The sequence below is a fragment of the Streptomyces sp. T12 genome (assembly GCF_028736035.1).
In the GTDB taxonomy this organism is placed as follows: domain Bacteria; phylum Actinomycetota; class Actinomycetes; order Streptomycetales; family Streptomycetaceae; genus Streptomyces.
Genome location: NZ_CP117866.1, coordinates 8,292,349 through 8,307,693, shown reverse-complemented (window position 1 = coordinate 8,307,693; position 15,345 = coordinate 8,292,349). Strand labels below are relative to the sequence as shown.

Annotated in this window: 13 protein-coding genes; 9 read left to right on the top strand and 4 right to left on the bottom strand. The window is 69.3% G+C overall.

Annotated elements, in window-relative coordinates; translation table 11 throughout:
* The first annotated feature begins 67 nt into the window (after nucleotides 1-67).
* From PBV52_RS37275 to PBV52_RS37255, 5 genes are all read left to right on the top strand, one after another.
* Entirely contained in the window at nucleotides 68-775 is a 708-nt protein-coding gene (locus PBV52_RS37275) for a hypothetical protein (RefSeq protein WP_274244689.1), read from the top strand.
* Between the two features lie 175 nt (nucleotides 776-950).
* Entirely contained in the window at nucleotides 951-1,262 is a 312-nt protein-coding gene (locus tag PBV52_RS37270) for a WXG100 family type VII secretion target (protein WP_274244687.1), read from the top strand.
* A 10-nt stretch (nucleotides 1,263-1,272) separates the two neighbouring features.
* A complete protein-coding gene (locus PBV52_RS37265) occupies nucleotides 1,273-2,475 on the top strand; it encodes a putative T7SS-secreted protein (RefSeq protein ID WP_274244685.1) in 1,203 nt (400 codons plus the stop codon).
* A 127-nt stretch (nucleotides 2,476-2,602) separates the two neighbouring features.
* Complete coding sequence (locus PBV52_RS37260) at nucleotides 2,603-3,133, top strand: hypothetical protein (RefSeq protein WP_274244683.1); 531 nt, start codon at nucleotides 2,603-2,605, stop codon at nucleotides 3,131-3,133.
* Between the two features lie 264 nt (nucleotides 3,134-3,397).
* Nucleotides 3,398-4,678, top strand: a complete 1,281-nt coding sequence (locus PBV52_RS37255) for a ribonuclease D (RefSeq protein ID WP_274244682.1) — start codon at nucleotides 3,398-3,400, stop codon at nucleotides 4,676-4,678.
* A gap of 31 nt (nucleotides 4,679-4,709) precedes the next feature.
* On the opposite strand, the gene PBV52_RS37250 is transcribed toward PBV52_RS37255, so the two are convergent.
* From PBV52_RS37250 to PBV52_RS37240, 3 genes are read right to left on the bottom strand one after another with little or no spacing between them, the layout of a single operon-like run.
* Nucleotides 4,710-5,540 (bottom strand): carbohydrate ABC transporter permease, encoded by an 831-nt coding sequence (locus PBV52_RS37250; protein ID WP_274244680.1) that lies wholly within the window; start codon nucleotides 5,538-5,540, stop codon nucleotides 4,710-4,712.
* Complete coding sequence (locus tag PBV52_RS37245) at nucleotides 5,537-6,490, bottom strand: carbohydrate ABC transporter permease (protein WP_274244677.1); 954 nt, start codon at nucleotides 6,488-6,490, stop codon at nucleotides 5,537-5,539. The genes PBV52_RS37250 and PBV52_RS37245 overlap by 4 nt, the downstream gene beginning before the upstream one ends.
* Complete coding sequence (locus PBV52_RS37240) at nucleotides 6,490-7,800, bottom strand: ABC transporter substrate-binding protein (RefSeq protein WP_274244676.1); 1,311 nt, start codon at nucleotides 7,798-7,800, stop codon at nucleotides 6,490-6,492. The genes PBV52_RS37245 and PBV52_RS37240 overlap by 1 nt, the downstream gene beginning before the upstream one ends.
* Before the next feature lie 152 nt (nucleotides 7,801-7,952).
* Between PBV52_RS37240 and PBV52_RS37235 the strand changes: the two genes are divergently transcribed.
* From PBV52_RS37235 to PBV52_RS37220, 4 genes are all read left to right on the top strand, one after another.
* Nucleotides 7,953-10,361 (top strand): glycoside hydrolase family 2 protein, encoded by a 2,409-nt coding sequence (locus PBV52_RS37235; RefSeq protein ID WP_274244674.1) that lies wholly within the window; start codon nucleotides 7,953-7,955, stop codon nucleotides 10,359-10,361.
* Nucleotides 10,358-11,407, top strand: coding sequence for a LacI family DNA-binding transcriptional regulator (locus tag PBV52_RS37230; protein WP_274244672.1), 1,050 nt, complete (start codon nucleotides 10,358-10,360; stop codon nucleotides 11,405-11,407). The genes PBV52_RS37235 and PBV52_RS37230 overlap by 4 nt, the downstream gene beginning before the upstream one ends.
* A gap of 125 nt (nucleotides 11,408-11,532) precedes the next feature.
* Nucleotides 11,533-12,759 (top strand): acetyl-CoA C-acyltransferase, encoded by a 1,227-nt coding sequence (locus PBV52_RS37225; RefSeq protein WP_128431041.1) that lies wholly within the window; start codon nucleotides 11,533-11,535, stop codon nucleotides 12,757-12,759.
* Complete coding sequence (locus tag PBV52_RS37220; RefSeq protein ID WP_274244669.1) at nucleotides 12,756-14,885, top strand: 3-hydroxyacyl-CoA dehydrogenase NAD-binding domain-containing protein; 2,130 nt, start codon at nucleotides 12,756-12,758, stop codon at nucleotides 14,883-14,885. The genes PBV52_RS37225 and PBV52_RS37220 overlap by 4 nt, the downstream gene beginning before the upstream one ends.
* A gap of 59 nt (nucleotides 14,886-14,944) precedes the next feature.
* Here the strand turns inward: PBV52_RS37220 and PBV52_RS37215 are convergent, their stop codons facing one another.
* The gene (locus tag PBV52_RS37215) at nucleotides 14,945-15,328 is read right to left on the bottom strand and encodes a hypothetical protein (RefSeq protein ID WP_274244667.1); all 384 of its coding nucleotides are present in this window, start codon (nucleotides 15,326-15,328) and stop codon (nucleotides 14,945-14,947) included.
* Nucleotides 15,329-15,345: the final 17 nt, after the last annotated feature.

Here is a 15,345-nt window from a genome sequence, read left to right as displayed (position 1 = left end):
ACGTGCGGATTGTGATGGAGCACCAGGGGGGTGGGCCCGGAGACTGGCCTCGGGGGATGCTGGCGCCATGAGTGGAATCGAAGCAGTCCTGTTCCTGCTGGCGTGTGGTGGCGTCGTGGCTCTCGTCGTGTGGGACCGCCGGGGCAAGGCCCGCAAGAAGCGTGAGTCCGAAGAGGCGTACGCGCAGCTGCAGTCGTTCGCCGAGAGCCGCGGGTGGACCTACGAGGAGGGCGTGCCGAGGCTCGTCGACGCCTACCAGGGGGCCGAGCCGCTCCCGGACAAGGCCAGCAACGTCATGGGGGACAACGTCGTCAGCGGCACTTACCGCGGATTCGGCTTCCGCGCCTTCGAGTACCGCTATTACAACAAGGACATCGACTCGGAGACGACGCATGTCATCGTCCACTCCGTCTGGGCCCTGAACCTGGGCGTGGAGGTTCCGGACCTGCGGATCTACCGCGACGGCTGGTTCGACACCTTCTATCGGGGAAGGGCCATGGAGGTGGGAATCCCCCAGCTCGACAAGGACTTCCACATCGTCTCCCGCGACGAGGAACGCGCCCGGCCCGTCGTGCTCGACGGCCTGGCGGAGTTCCTCACCTCCGACCCTCGCGCCCTGGAGATGCCGCTCCGGCTCCACGACGGTCAGCTGATCACCTCGCGTTCGCGGACCAAGCTGAGCGGTGAGACGTTCGACGAGCCCCTCGAGTATCTCGTCGACGCCGCGGGCCACTTGGGATCCCTGTCACCCGCGCGGCCTCCGCAGGCGCCGTAGCAAGGCCGTCCCGGGGCACCGGATGCGGTCGCGCTATGAAGCTTCCCGGTAGGAATCATGTGAGGTCCGGGGCCGGTGTCGCCGCGTCTTTGCCATTGATAGACCCTCTTTACGTTCTCAACAATCAGGGTGCGGACGCGCGTTCGCGCCCTCTTCGACGTAGAGGGGGGAGCGAATGGGCCAGTTCGATGTCGAGCCGTCCGAGCTGCGGTCGGCCTCCAAGAAGATCAAGGACTCCGTGGGCCGGAGCGACAAGGTGAAGCTCGACGAACTCGGGGATTCCAGCGGCGACTTCGGCCACGGCGAGGCGGCCAAGGAGTTCAGCCAGCTGATGGCCACCTGGATGGAGGCCATCAAGAGCCCGATGAAGGAGGACGGGGAGAACTCGGCGGCCAAGCTCGACGAGAACGCCGCGTCCTACGAGCGCGCCGAGCAGGAGTCCCAGAACCACTTCACCGGGCCCGCGGTCGCCGGCCCGAGCTACTGACGGGGAAGCAATGGCACAACTTGGCTCCACTCGGGACCCACGCGCACTCATCCCGGGAAACCCGTCGAAGCTCACAGGCGACGCGGACAAGCTCGACGGTCATGCGAAGACCCTCGACGGCATCGGGGACGAGCTCGGCTCCGTCCGGATTCCCAGCTGGCACGGACAGGCCAGCGATGCCTTCTGGGAGGACTTCTCGGGCCAGAAGCAGAAGTGGTACCGCGGCTCGGACGCGCTGGGCGCGGCCGCCGGGGCGCTGCGGGACTACGCCAGGGCCCTCGAGTGGGCCCAGGGGCAGGCGGAAGAGGCCATCCGGCTGTACGACGGGGGCGACGAGAGCGGCGGCGAGCAGCTGCTGGAGTCGGCGCGCGCCCATGTCGAGGCGGAGGGCGACGCGGCGGCCGCGAAGTTCAAGGCGCAGGGCGGTGAGGGCGACAACGCGCCCGACTGGCTCTTCTGGGCCTCCGAAGCAACGCAGGACGACACAGGTGCGACGTCCAAGAAGGTCAAGCGCACTGAGCTGGAACGGGCACCCGAGACAAAGCCCAAGGGGGCCTGGGGTGACCACAAGAACATGACGCAGGCGGAGAGGGAGGCCCTGCGCGAGGGCAAGGGCCCCGGCATCACCGTGGCCGGCCCGTCCGTCACCGCCGACGCCAAGGTGTGGGGCGCCGAGGCCAAGGGCCGCGGTGAGTTCGCGGGCGGCGAGGTCTCCGGCAAGGCCGGCGTCAACCTCCTCGGTGTCGACGCCTCCGCCGGTGTGGGTCTCGTGGACGGGAACGCCACCGCACAGGCATCCGGCAAGGCCTACCTCGCCCAGGCCACCGCCGAGGGCAAGTACGGGGTCGGTTATTTCGAGGCCTCCGGCAAGGGCGAGGCGTACGTGGGCGCCGAGGCCGGCGTCAAGGGCTCCATCGGCACGGATGGCGTCCACGTCGGCGGCGAGGCCTTCGCCGGCGCCAAGGCCACCGCGGAGGGGCATGCCTCCGTTGCCGGTGTCGGCGTCGGTGGCACGGCGGAGGCGTGGGCCGGCGCCGGTGCCGAGGCCCACTTCGACGCCGGCATGAAGGATGGCAAGTTCGTCATCGGCGGCGACGTCGGCGTGGCCCTCGGTGTCGGTGGCAAGCTCGGCGGCCAGATCGAGATCGACCCGGGCAAGGTCACCGACGCGGCCGGCGACGCGGTCGACGCGATCGGGGACTGGTTCGACTGACCGCCACGGGGCGGCCCCGCCCGGGCCCGCCCGAGCCTCCCCGCCGCCCCTTCCCGTCCCCCTCCCGTCCCCTCTCCCCGTCGCTTCCCGTACCGTCGGAACCCGTACCGCAAGGAGTTGATCCACCATGCCGGGCACACTTCCGGTGCCGCTCGAATTCGAGCTCCCGCAAGGCTGGCAGTCGGCGCCCCCGGACGAGGTCGGTGCCCCGCACGCCGCCTTCGTCGCCCTGCACATGGCCTCCAAGGGCCAGGGCTTCATGCCGAACATCACGGTCACCGGCCACACCCTCGAAGGCTCGTCGAGCCTGCACGGCCTCGCCGAGGAGTCGGTGCGGCGGCTGCGCGAGAACGTCGGCGCCGTCGACATCGTCAAGCGCACCGAGGTGGGCACCTCGCCTGCGCCGGGCCTCATCGACGCCCCCGGGATCGTGCAGAACCTGCGCATCCAGGCCACCGTCAACGGGCAGCCGATGGAACTCGCGCAGAGCCAGTTCATCCTGGTGCTGGAGAACGAGCAGCGGCGCAGTGAACGCGCCGAGATCGAGATCGCGCTGACGGCCAGGACGAGTCAGCTCCAGGACGTCCTCCAGGACTTCCAGACCTTCATCTCCACCCTCCGCCCGGCGACCGCCTCGGAGGATCAGAGGCCGGCCTGACGCCGGGAACACACCAATGGTCACGAGCGCATGGCGTTCGTACGCGCCGGAGACCCGCCGACCCGCGCGCAGGCGGCGGCGTCTTCGGGGTTGTGATGGGCTGCTTTCGGAGGATTCCGGCGATCTGCCGGGCACATCGAGGGCAGACGTGGCCGAGAAGCATCGGTAAGCCGTGAGAAACGGCGAGACGTGTTTCCGCAGGTCAGCGCCAACGTGTCCAGAACGCGCAGGTCAGACGCTCGCCCTTACAGATACCCTTGACATGTGACCGACGCCCAAGACACCGCAGCAGACAGTTCACTGCGAACCACCGGAGGCGCCCCTCCGGACGACGGCGGATCTTCTGTTACGGAGGCGCCGATCCCTTTGCTGGAGCCCCGCGAGGGCATTCCACCCGTGATCGCCGACGAGGCCGCGCTCGCCGAGGTGATCGCCGCCTTCGCCGCGGGTTCCGGCCCCGTCGCCGTCGACGCCGAACGTGCGTCCGGCTACCGATACGGCCAGCGCGCCTATCTGGTGCAGTTGCGCCGCGAAGGGGCGGGGTCCGCCCTGATCGACCCCGTGGCCTGCCCCGATTTGTCCGGGCTCGGTGAGGCGCTCTCCGGTGTGGAGTGGGTGCTGCACGCGGCCACCCAGGATCTGCCCTGTCTGCGCGAAATAGGCATGGTGCCGAGTCGGCTGTTCGACACCGAGCTCGCCGGGCGGCTCGCCGGATTCCCTCGGGTCGGCCTCGGCGCGATGGTCGAGGGCGTGCTCGGGTTCGTGCTGGAGAAGGGACACTCGGCCGTCGACTGGTCGACCCGGCCCCTGCCCGAGCCGTGGCTGCGGTACGCGACGCTCGACGTCGAGCTCCTCGTCGATCTGCGCGACGCGCTGGAGAAGGAGCTGGACCGGCAGGGGAAGCTGGAGTGGGCGCTGCAGGAGTTCGACGCGATTGCGGCCGCGCCGCCTGCTGAGCCGCGTAAGGATCCGTGGCGGCGTACGTCCGGGATGCACAAGGTGCGGCGGCGTCGGCAGCTGGCCGTGGTGCGGGAGCTGTGGCAGACGCGGGACCGTATCGCTCAGCGGCGGGATGTGTCTCCGGGCAAGGTGCTCGGAGACGCGGCCATTGTCGAGGCGGCGCTCGCCCTGCCGGGCAACGTGCACGCCCTCGCCGCGCTGAACGGATTCGGGCAGCGGATGGGGCGGCGGCAGCTGGAGCAGTGGCAGGCCGCGGTGGATCGCGCGAAGGCTTTGAACGACTCTCAGTTGCCGGCGCCTGGGCAGCCGGTGACCGGGCCTCCGCCGCCGCGGGCTTGGGCCGACAAGGATCCGGTCGCCGCGGCCCGGCTTTCTGCGGCTCGGGCCGCGGTGTCGGCGCTGGCCGAGCAGCTCAACATGCCTCAGGAGAACTTGATCACTCCGGATACCGTGCGGCGGGTTTGCTGGGAGCCGCCGAAGGTGGTTGACGCCGAGTCGGTTGCGGAGGCGTTGGCTGGTTATGGAGCTCGGGCGTGGCAGGTAGAGCAGGTCACGCCGGTGTTGGTTGCTGCCTTGTCCGCCTAGTCACCGTATCCCCGCGCCCCTTTGGGGCACCTCACCTGGTCGCGCCCTTCATGAAGCCGTTGTAGATGAACCTCTGCAGCAGCAGGAAGACGATCAACGTCGGCAGGATCACCAATACCGCTCCTGCCGAGATCGTTTCCCAGTGGGCGCCGAACGGGCCCTTGAAGCGGAACAGGGACGTCGAGATCACGCCAAGGTCTTCCGACGGCATGTAGAGGAACGGAATGTAGAAGTCGTTGTAGGTGGTGATGCCCTTGACGATCACCACCGTCGCTATCGCCGGCTTCAGCAGCGGGAAGATGATCTTGCGGTAGATCGTGAAGGCGTTGGCGCCGTCCAGGCGGGCCGCCTCGTCCAGCGAGGTCGGGATGGAGCGGACGAACTGCAGGAAGATGTAGATCGAGACGATGTCCGTGCCCATGTAGAGGGCGATGGGCGCCCAGAGGCTGTCGAACATGCCGAAGCTGTTGACGATCTGGAAGGTCGCCACCTGGGTCGTGACGCCGGGGACCAGGGCGGCGACCAGGAACAGGGCCACGACCAGCTTCTTGAAGCGGAACGTGAAGCGGTCGATGGCGTACGCCGTCATCGAGCCGATGAGGACCGTGCCGCCGATGGCGAAGAGCAGGATGATCGCCGTGTTGGCGAAGGCCGAGAGCATCCGGCCGTCCTCGAACGCCGTCGCGTAGTTGTGGAGGTTCAGCAGGTCGTCGGGGAGGGCGAGGGCTCCGCTGTCGTTCGCCATTTCCGACTCGGATTTGAGGGACGTCAGGACTACGGCCGCCAGCGGGAGCAGGACCACCACCGTCGCGGCGATCAAGGACAGGTACACCAGCGTGCGGGCCACTGCGCGGCGGTTCATGCGAGGTCCACCTTGTCGTCGGGGACGAGGCGCCGCTGCACCCAGGACACCGCCAGCACGATCAGCAGCAGTACGACCGCGGCCGCCGAGGCGAGCCCCGTCTTGTTGAACTGGAAGGCCAGCTTCACGGTCTGGATCACGAAGGTCTCGGTGCCGGTCGCGCCGCCGGTCATGATGTACGGGATCTCGAAGACCGACAGGGAGCCCGAGATCGAGAGGATCACGGTGAGGGACAGCACCGGCTTGATGCCGGGCGCGATGATGTAGCGGAACTGGTGCCAGCGGTTCGCGCCGTCCAGTTCGGCCGCCTCGTACAGCTCGCCGGGGATCGACTGGATCGCGCCGAGGAAGAGGACGAAGTTCAGGCCCAGGTAGCGCCAGACGGAGACGGCGGCCAGGGAGGTGTTCGCCGACTCCGGAGTGCCGAGCCAGGCGCGGTCCGTCTCCACGCCGAACAGGCCGAGGACGGAGTCGAGGGTGCCGCCGTCCTGGAAGAAGTAGAGGAAGACGAAGCCGATCGCGACCCCGTTGATCAGGTACGGGAAGAACAGCACGCCCTTGAAGAAGTTCCGGAAGCGGACGTTGAAGCTCAGGATCGTGGCGAAGTAGAGGGCGGCGACTATCTGGAAGACGGACGCGGCCAGGTAGTAGCCGCTGACCCAGAAGACCTCGAACAGGTCGGAGCGGGTGAAGAGTTCGGCGTAGTTCTCGGTGCCCGTGTAGTGCAGCTCGGGGCTGACGCCGTCCCAGTCGGTGAAGCTGTACGCGACCATGTTGGCGATCGGCGCGTAGGTGAAGACGATCAGCAGGGCCAGCGGGGCGAGCAGGAAAAGCCAGGGGGTGGCCCCGCGCCACAGGCGTGCCGTGCGCGGGGCGGGGGCCGGTTCGGGGGCGGTGGGTGCCGCCCCCGCGGTGGCCTTGAGGGCCGCCTTCTCCGTCGTCTCCGTCATCAGGACCCCAGGGACTTCCGGGTCTCGGTCCACTTCTCGCCGAGGCCGTTCAGGAAGTCGTCCAGGCTGCCCTTCGTGGCGCCGCGGGCGAGGTCGACGAGGTCCTGGCGGTAGTCGGGCTTGTAGATGCCGATCTCGGACTGGTTGTCGATGGACTTCACCACGGCGCCCTTGGCGTCGTCGAGGTCGAGGATCTTGACCCCCGCCTCCTCGTACGGCTTCATGACCGCGGGCAGCGGGGCGGACTTGAGCGGGGACAGGGCGAGGTTGTCCGCCGCGTAGCCGGACTTGTCGGTGAACCAGTCGAGCCAGGCGCGGGCCGCCTCCTTGTGCTCGGAGTGGATGTTGACGGCCTGGTTGTAGTCGGGCTGCGCCACCGCGCAGAACGTGCCGTTCTTCTGGGCGGGGAAGGGCATGAGCCCGATGTCGTCCGGGTCGGTGCCGGCCTCCTTGGCCGCGCCCTGCATCTGGATGACCGCCCAGGAGCCGAGCCACATCGTGGCGATCTCGCCCTTCGCGATCCGGGGCTTGGACGCCTCCCAGTTGGTGGTCGTCGGGTCCTTCTCGACGAGGCCCGAGTGCACGATGTCGTACAGCAGCGTGTCGGCGGTCCGCACGTCGGCGCCCTTGGCCCACGGGTCGCCCTCGGCGAGCTGGGTGGTGGCCTGGTCGTCGCAGCTGACCGAGCCGTTGACCTGCGTCCACTGGGTGAGCGGCCACATGTCCTTGAAGTTGGTGTAGTACGGGATCGCGTCGGTCTTCGACTTGATCGCCTTCAGGTCGTCGAGGAACTCGTCCGGTGTGGTGGGCCAGTCGGTGATGCCGGCCTCGCTCCAGACCTTCTTGTTGTAGATGAAGCCCGGGACCGCGCCCAGCGGACTCTGGCCGTAGACCTTGCCGTCCACGGTCGTGTAGTCGGTGAAGCGGTACGTCTTGCTCCGCTCGGCCTGGGTGCCCAGCGAGGCGAAGAACTTGGGGTAGTCCTTCTTCTCGATCACGGCCGGGATCATGAGGACGTCGCCGTAGTTCTCCGTGTTCATACGGATCTTGACTTCGCCCTCGTAGTCGGTGAGGCCGTCGAACTCGACCTTCACCTTGGGATACGTCTTGTTGAACTCGGCGGCGTACTTCTTCATCGTCCCGTCCTGCACGAGGTCGGTCCGATGGGTGAGCACCGTGATGGTGCCGCTCACCTTCGACGGGTCGTCGGCTGCCTTGGCTTCGGCGCCCTTCGAGCTTCCTCCGGTGCCGGTGCACGCCGAGAGCAGCAGGGCACCCGTGACCATGGCGAGGACTGTACGGCGGTTCATGTGCGTCAGCTCCGTTCTTGGGACGGACGAGCACGAGCGGGTTGGCTGGTTCCGAACTCTGACAACGTTTTCTTAACCGGTAAAGTCCGTATCTCGCCAACGATGCCAGAATGTGTCCCAGCACTGGGATGGATCGGTTTAGGAGTGCGCGCATGCTTCAGGCCACACCGCTCACCGACGGATGGATCGTGCGGCACGAGTCAGCCGCGCTGCCAGCCACCGTGCCCGGCTGCGTGCACACCGATCTGCTGGCCGCGGGGGTGATCCCGGATCCCTTTCTCGGGCGGGACGAGGCCGAGGTGGCGTGGGTGGGGCGGCGGGACTGGACCTATGAGACCGACCTGACGGCGGCGCCGGCGCACTCGGCGCACGAACAGCACGAGCAGCACGAACAGACCGACCTCGTCTTCGACGGGCTCGACACCGTCGCCGAGATCCTGCTCGACGGGCAGCTCCTGGGCCGGGTACGGAACATGCACCGCTCGTACCGCTTCGACGTGACGGGGCTGAGCGGGCGGCTCTCGGTGCGTTTCGCCTCCGCCTACGCCGCGGCCGAGGCCGTGCGCGGCAAGCTGGGCGAACGGCCCGCCGCGTACCCCGAGCCCTACCAGTACATCCGCAAGATGGCCTGCTCCTTCGGCTGGGACTGGGGGCCGACCCTGGTGACGGCCGGGATCTGGCGGCCGGTGCGGCTGGAGCAGTGGTCGACGGCCCGGATCGCCCGCGTGCGGCCCCTGGTGACCGTCGAACAGGGCACCGGGCACATCGAGTTGGCGGTCGACGTGGAGCGGACCCGGGTCGAGGCGCCGCTCACCGTGGAGGCGACGGTCGGCGGGGTGCGGGCGCGGGCGGAGATCGACGGGACGAGTGGGGTCGTACGACTGACGCTGCCGGACGTGGAGCTGTGGTGGCCGCGCGGATACGGCGAACAGCCACTGTACGACGTCGAGTTGACGCTCCGGCACGGCGAGGACGCGCTGGACGTGTGGCGTCGGCGGATCGGCTTCCGGACCGTCGAGCTGGACCGGCGGCCCGATGAGCACGGCGCCGGATTCACCCTCGTCGTCAACGGCGAGCGGCTCTTCGCGCGGGGCGTCAACTGGATCCCGGACGACGTGTTCCCGTCCCGGATCACCCGCGAGCGGTACCGGGAGCGGCTGCGGCAGGCGGCCGACGCGGGCGTGGACCTCGTACGGATCTGGGGCGGCGGGATCTACGAGAGCGAGGACTTCTACGACGCCTGTGACGAGCTGGGGCTGCTGGTGTGGCAGGACTTCCCGTTCGCGTGCGCGGCCTATCCGGAGGAGCAGCCGCTGCGCGGGGAGGTGGAGGCCGAGGCGCGGGAGAACGTCGTACGGCTGATGCCGCATCCCTCGCTCGTGCTGTGGAACGGCAACAACGAGAACCTGTGGGGGTTCCGGGACTGGGAGTGGGAGCCGCGGCTGGCCGGGGACTCCTGGGGCGAGGGGTACTACCTGGGCGTACTGCCGCGCGTGGTGGCCGAGTTGGATCCGACGCGGCCGTATACGGCGGGCAGTCCCTGGTCCGGGTCGTGGGACCGGCATCCGAACGACCCGGCGCACGGCACGCACCACTCCTGGGAGGTGTGGAACCGGGAGGACTACGCCGACTACCGGCTGAGTGTGCCGCGTTTCGTGGCCGAGTTCGGCTGGCAGGCGCCGCCCGCGTACGCCACGCTGCGGCGGGCGCTGCCGGGCGAGGAACTCGCGCCGGACTCCCCCGGCATGCTGCACCACCAGAAGGCGGACGACGGCAACGGGAAGCTGCGGCGGGGGCTGGAGCGGCATTTCGCCTTCCCCGAGGGGGACTTCGACCGCTGGCACTACCTCACGCAGGTCAACCAGGCGCGGGCGGTGGCGGCCGGGATCGAGCACTGGCGGTCGCACTGGCCGGTGTGCGCGGGCACGGTCGTATGGCAGCTCAACGACTGCTGGCCCGTGACGTCCTGGGCGGCGATCGACGGGGACGGGCGGGAGAAGCCGCTGTACCACGAGCTGCGGCGGCTGTACGCGGATCGGCTGCTGACGCTGCGAGCGCGGGAGCAGGAGCGGGAGCGGGGGCTGGAGGTGGCCGTCGTCAATCAGGCGGCCAAGGGCTGGGCGGGGGCGGTGCGGCTGCGGCGGATGTCCGTCGACGGGGCGGTGGTCGGCGAGGCGAGTGTGGGGTTCGGCGCCGAGGGGCGGGCGGTGGCCCGGGTCGGCGTACCCAGGGAGCTGGAGCCGGTCGGGCCGAAGGAGTTCCTCGTGGCGGACGCGGACGGTGTGCGCGCCGTGCACTTCCCCGCGCCGGATCGTGAAGTGCCCTATCCCCGGCCGGAGTTCGACGTCGCGCTCGTGCCGGGCGGGGTCGTGGTGACGGCCCGTACCCTCGTACGGGACCTGCTGCTCCAGGCCGATCGGCTGCATCCGGACGCCCGGGCCGACCGGGGGCTCGTCACGCTGCTGCCCGGCGAAGAGGTGACCATCGGGGTGCGCGGCTGGGAGACTCCCGACGCGGCGGCCGCTCGCTCCGCCCTGTACTGCATGGAGCCCAGCCGATGACGGCAACACCGACCCCCCGCGTCACCATCAAGGACGTCGCCGCGCGCGCCGGCGTGTCCAAGGGTGCCGTGTCCCTCGCCTTCAACCACAAGCCGGGGCTCTCGGAGGCGACCCGGGACCGGATCTTCCGGGCCGCGCGGGAGCTGGGCTGGGCACCGAACCTCACGGCGCGGACGCTGGCCGGGTCGCGGGTGGACGTGGTGGGCCTCGCGATCTGCCGGCCGGCCCGGCTGCTCGGCCTCGAACCCTTCTACATGGAGTTCATCTCGGGCGTGGAGAGCGTCCTGACCGAGCACTCCTGCTCGCTGCTGCTCAGGCTGGTACGGAATCTGGACGAGGAGGTCGGGCTCCAGGAGTCATGGTGGCGGGGGCGGCAGATCGGCGGGTCGATCCTGGTCGACTTCCGCGCGGACGACCCGAGAGTGGCGGCGGCGCAGCGCCTCGGGATGCCGGTGGTCGCGGTCGGGCACCCGTCGCTGACGGGCGGGCTGACGTCGGTGTGGACCGATGACGCCACCGCCGTGACGGAGGCTGTGCGGTATCTGGCCGCACTGGGCCATCGGCGGATCGCCCGGGTGGGCGGGGCGGCGGCTCTCGGGCACACGTCCATCCGTACGGCCGCGTTCGACGAGGCGGCGGGGGCGCTGGGGCTGGCCGGGGCGTGGCAGGTCGCGACGGATTTCTCGGGTGATGCGGGGGCGCGGGCGACGAGGTCGCTGCTCACGGCGTCGGCGCCGGACCGGCCGACGGCGATCGTGTACGACAACGACATCATGGCGGTGGCGGGGTTGTCGGTGGCGGCCGAGATGGGGCTGCGGGTGCCGGAGGATGTGTCGCTGCTGGCCTGGGACGACTCGCAGTTGTGCCGGCTGACGCATCCGACGCTGTCCGCGATGAGTCATGACGTGCACGGGTTCGGGGCGGAGGTGGCGCGGACGCTGTTCGGGGTGATCACGGGGGACGGGCCCGGGTCGCACCCCGTACCCACTCCGGTACTGACCCCTCGGGGGTCGACGGCACCGCCCAGAGCGCCTTCGTCGGTGTGACGTTCGCCGCTCCCGCCGCCAGGGGTGTGCAGCTACGTTACCCACAAGTAGCATGAGCCTGAGCGCGCGCTCAGCGCTTGCGCAGCGCAGCAGTGCAGATCCCGCACCTCTGGAGGAGAGCCATCGTGCCTCGTACCGTCAGGGACGTCGTCTTCGTCGACGGCGTCCGCACCCCGTTCGGCAAGGCGGGCCCGAAGGGCATCTACCACGAGACCCGCGCCGACGACCTCGTCGTGAAGGCGATCCGGGAGCTGCTGCGCCGCAACCCCGGCCTCGACCCGAAGCAGATCGACGAGGTCGCCATCGCCGCGACCACCCAGATCGGTGACCAGGGCCTGACCCTCGGCCGCACGGCCGGCATCCTCGCCGGTCTGCCGCAGTCGGTGCCCGGCTACTCCATCGACCGTATGTGCGCCGGCGCCCTGACCGCCGTGACGTCCGTCGCCGGTTCGATCGCCTTCGGCGCCTACGACGCCGTCATCGCCGGTGGTGTCGAGCACATGGGCCGCCACCCGATGGGCGAGGGCGTGGACCCGAACCCGCGGTTCGTCAGCGAGAAGCTGGTCGACGAGTCGGCGCTGTTCATGGGCATGACCGCCGAGAACCTGCACGACCGCTACCCGACGATCACCAAGCAGCGCGCCGACGAGTACGCGGTGCGTTCGCAGGAGAAGGCCGCCAAGGCTTACGCCAACGGCAAGATCCAGCAGGACCTGGTGCCGATCTCCGTACGCCGGACGAACGCCGAGGCCGGTGAGACGGGCTGGGGCCTGGTCACGGCCGACGAGCCGATGCGCCCGGGCACCACTCTGGAGAGCCTCGCCGGCCTCAAGACCCCCTTCCGCGTCCACGGCCGGGTCACCGCCGGTAACGCGGCCGGTCTGAACGACGGCGCCACCGCCTCGATCATCGCCTCCGAGGACTTCGCCCGCGAGAACAACCTCCCGGTGAAGATGCGCCTCGTCTCCTACGCCTTCGCGGGCGTCGAGCCGGAGGTCATGGGCTACGGCCCGATCCCGGCGACGGAGAAGGCCCTCGCCAAGGCCGGCCTGTCGATCGAGGACATCAACCTCTTCGAGATCAACGAGGCCTTCGCCGTCCAGGTGCTCGCCTTCCTTGAGCACTACGGCATCGCCGACGACGACGCGCGCGTCAACCAGTACGGCGGCGCCATCGCCTACGGTCACCCGCTGGCCTCCTCCGGCGTGCGTCTGATGACGCAGCTGGCCCGCCAGTTCGAGGAGCAGCCGGAGGTCCGTTACGGCCTCACCACCATGTGCGTCGGCTTCGGCATGGGCGCCACGGTGATCTGGGAGAACCCGCACCACAAGGACGCCGGAGGCAACAAGTGAGCACCACCGCTGAGCTCCTGAAGGGCGCGGCCGAGCTGTTCCCGGACGAGGTCGTCACCCAGGCGCACGTACGCCACCTCGACCTGCCGTTCGGCGCCGGACGCTTCGCCCTCATCACGCTGGACAACGGCTTCGACCACACCAAGCCGACCACCTTCGGCCCGCAGTCGCTGGCGAACCTCGACACCGCCATCGACCAGGTCGAGGCGGAGGCCGCGGCCGGCGACATCGTCGGCGTCGGCATCACCGGCAAGCCGTTCATCTTCGCGGTCGGCGCGGACCTCAAGGGCGTCGAGCTCCTCAAGGAGCACAAGGACGCGCTCGCCATCGGCAAGGGCGGCCACGAGGTCTTCAAGCGCCTCGCCGGTATCGCGGTCCCGACCTTCGCGTACTACAACGGTGCCGCGATGGGCGGTGGCGTCGAGGTCGGTCTGCACTGCAAGTACCGGACCGTCTCCAAGGCGCTCCCGGCCTTCTCGCTGCCCGAGGTCTTCCTCGGCCTGGTCCCCGGCTGGGGCGGCTGCACGATCCTGCCGAACCTGATCGGTGCCGACAAGGCCGTCTCGGTGATCATCGAGAACAGCCTCAACCAGAACAAGCAGCTCAAGGGCCAGCAGGTCTTCGACCTCGGTATCGCCGACGCCATCTTCGAGGGCGCCGACTTCCTGGAGCAGTCGCTGATCTGGACCGCCCAGGTGTTGAAGGGCGACGTCGAGGTCGAGCGCCCGGTGATCGACCGCGGTGAGGCCTGGGACCAGGCCGTCGCCAAGGGCCGCTTCATCGCCGACAGCAAGGTGCACGGGGCCGCTCCGGCCGCCTACCGTGCGCTGGACATCATCGCCGCCGCCAAGAACGGCGACCTTCAGCAGGGTTACGACGCCGAGGACAAGGCCCTCGCCGACCTGATCATGGGTGGCGAACTGCGCTCCGGCATCTACGCCTTCAACCTGGTGCAGAAGCGCGGCAAGCGCCCGGCCGGTGCGCCGGACAAGTCCCTCGCACGCCCGGTCACCAAGGTCGGTGTCGTCGGCGCCGGTCTGATGGCCTCCCAGCTCGCGCTGCTCTTCCTGCGCCGCCTCGAGGTGCCGGTCGTGCTGACCGACATCGACCAGGAGCGCGTCGACAAGGGTGTGGGCTACGTCCACGCCGAGATCGACAAGCTGCTCGGCAAGGGCCGTATCAACCAGGACAAGGCCAACCGCCTGAAGGCGCTGGTCACCGGTGTCCTGGACAAGGCCGAAGGCTTCTCCGACGCGGACTTCATCATCGAGGCCGTGTTCGAGGAGATCGGCGTCAAGCAGCAGGTGTTCGCGGAGGTCGAGGCGGTCGCCCCGGCGCACGCGATCCTCGCCACCAACACCTCCTCGCTGTCGGTCACCGAGATGGCGTCGAAGCTGAAGAACCCCGAGCGGGTCGTCGGCTTCCACTTCTTCAACCCGGTCGCGATCCTCCCGCTCCTTGAGATCGTCCGCGGTGAGCAGACCGACGACGCCTCGCTGGCCACCGCGTTCGGTGTCGCCAAGAAGCTGAAGAAGACCGCGGTTCTGGTGAAGGACGCCCCGGCGTTCGTCGTGAACCGCATCCTCACCCGCTTCATGGGCGAGATCCAGAACGTCATCGACGAAGGCACCCCGGTCGAGGTCGCCGAGAAGGCCGTCGAGCCGCTCGGTCTGCCGATGTCGCCGCTGGTGCTGCTGGAGCTGGTCGGTCCCGCGATCGGCCTGCACGTCTCGGAGACCCTCAACCGGGCCTTCCCGGACCGCTTCACGGTCTCCCCGAACCTCGCGGCCGTCGTCAAGGCGGGCAAGCGCGGCTTCTACGTCTACGACTCCGGCAAGCCGGAGCTGGACCCCGAGGTCGCCGCGCTGCTGCAGCAGGGCGATGCCGTCCTGACCGAGGAGCAGGTGCGGGACCGTGTCCTGGACGCGGTGGCGCAGGAGATCGGCCTGATGCTCGACGAGGGCGTCGTCGCCGAGGCCCAGGACGTCGACCTGTGCCTGATCACGGGCGCCGGCTGGCCCTTCCACCTGGGCGGCATCACGCCGTACCTGGACCGCGAGGGTGTCTCCGAGCGCGTGAACGGCAAGAAGTTCCTGGAGCCGGGCGTGGCGAGCGTCCCGGCGTAGCGCTCTGCTGTGAACGCCGGTGCCCCGCATGCCGACTTGGTGTGCGGGGCACCGGCGTTTCACCCGTCGGCCGGGCGGCGGTCCTCGACATGCAGGACGCGCAGTTCCGTCCCGTCCTGATGCCGCTTGCTGCGGCCGTGGATACCGACGGCCAGGTGCGACGGGTCGACGGGCTCGTCGGGGGCGACGTAGGTGACGACGTCCGGATGATGGCCGGTGACGAGCCAGCCCAGGTCGTCCTTGAGGGTGAGCACGTTGAAGTCACCGGCCGGGGAACCGACGTGCACCGGGCCGAACTCGCCGAGGATCCCCGAGGCCTGTTCCGCGAGGTCCCCGGCGGGCTCCTTCAGCATCACGCACGTGCCGTGCTCGAAGAGCACCCATGAAGTCCCGGAGGGCGTCAGGATCAGCCGCCAGACCTCGACCAGGTTTTCCGTGTCCATGACGGTCATCCTCGCGC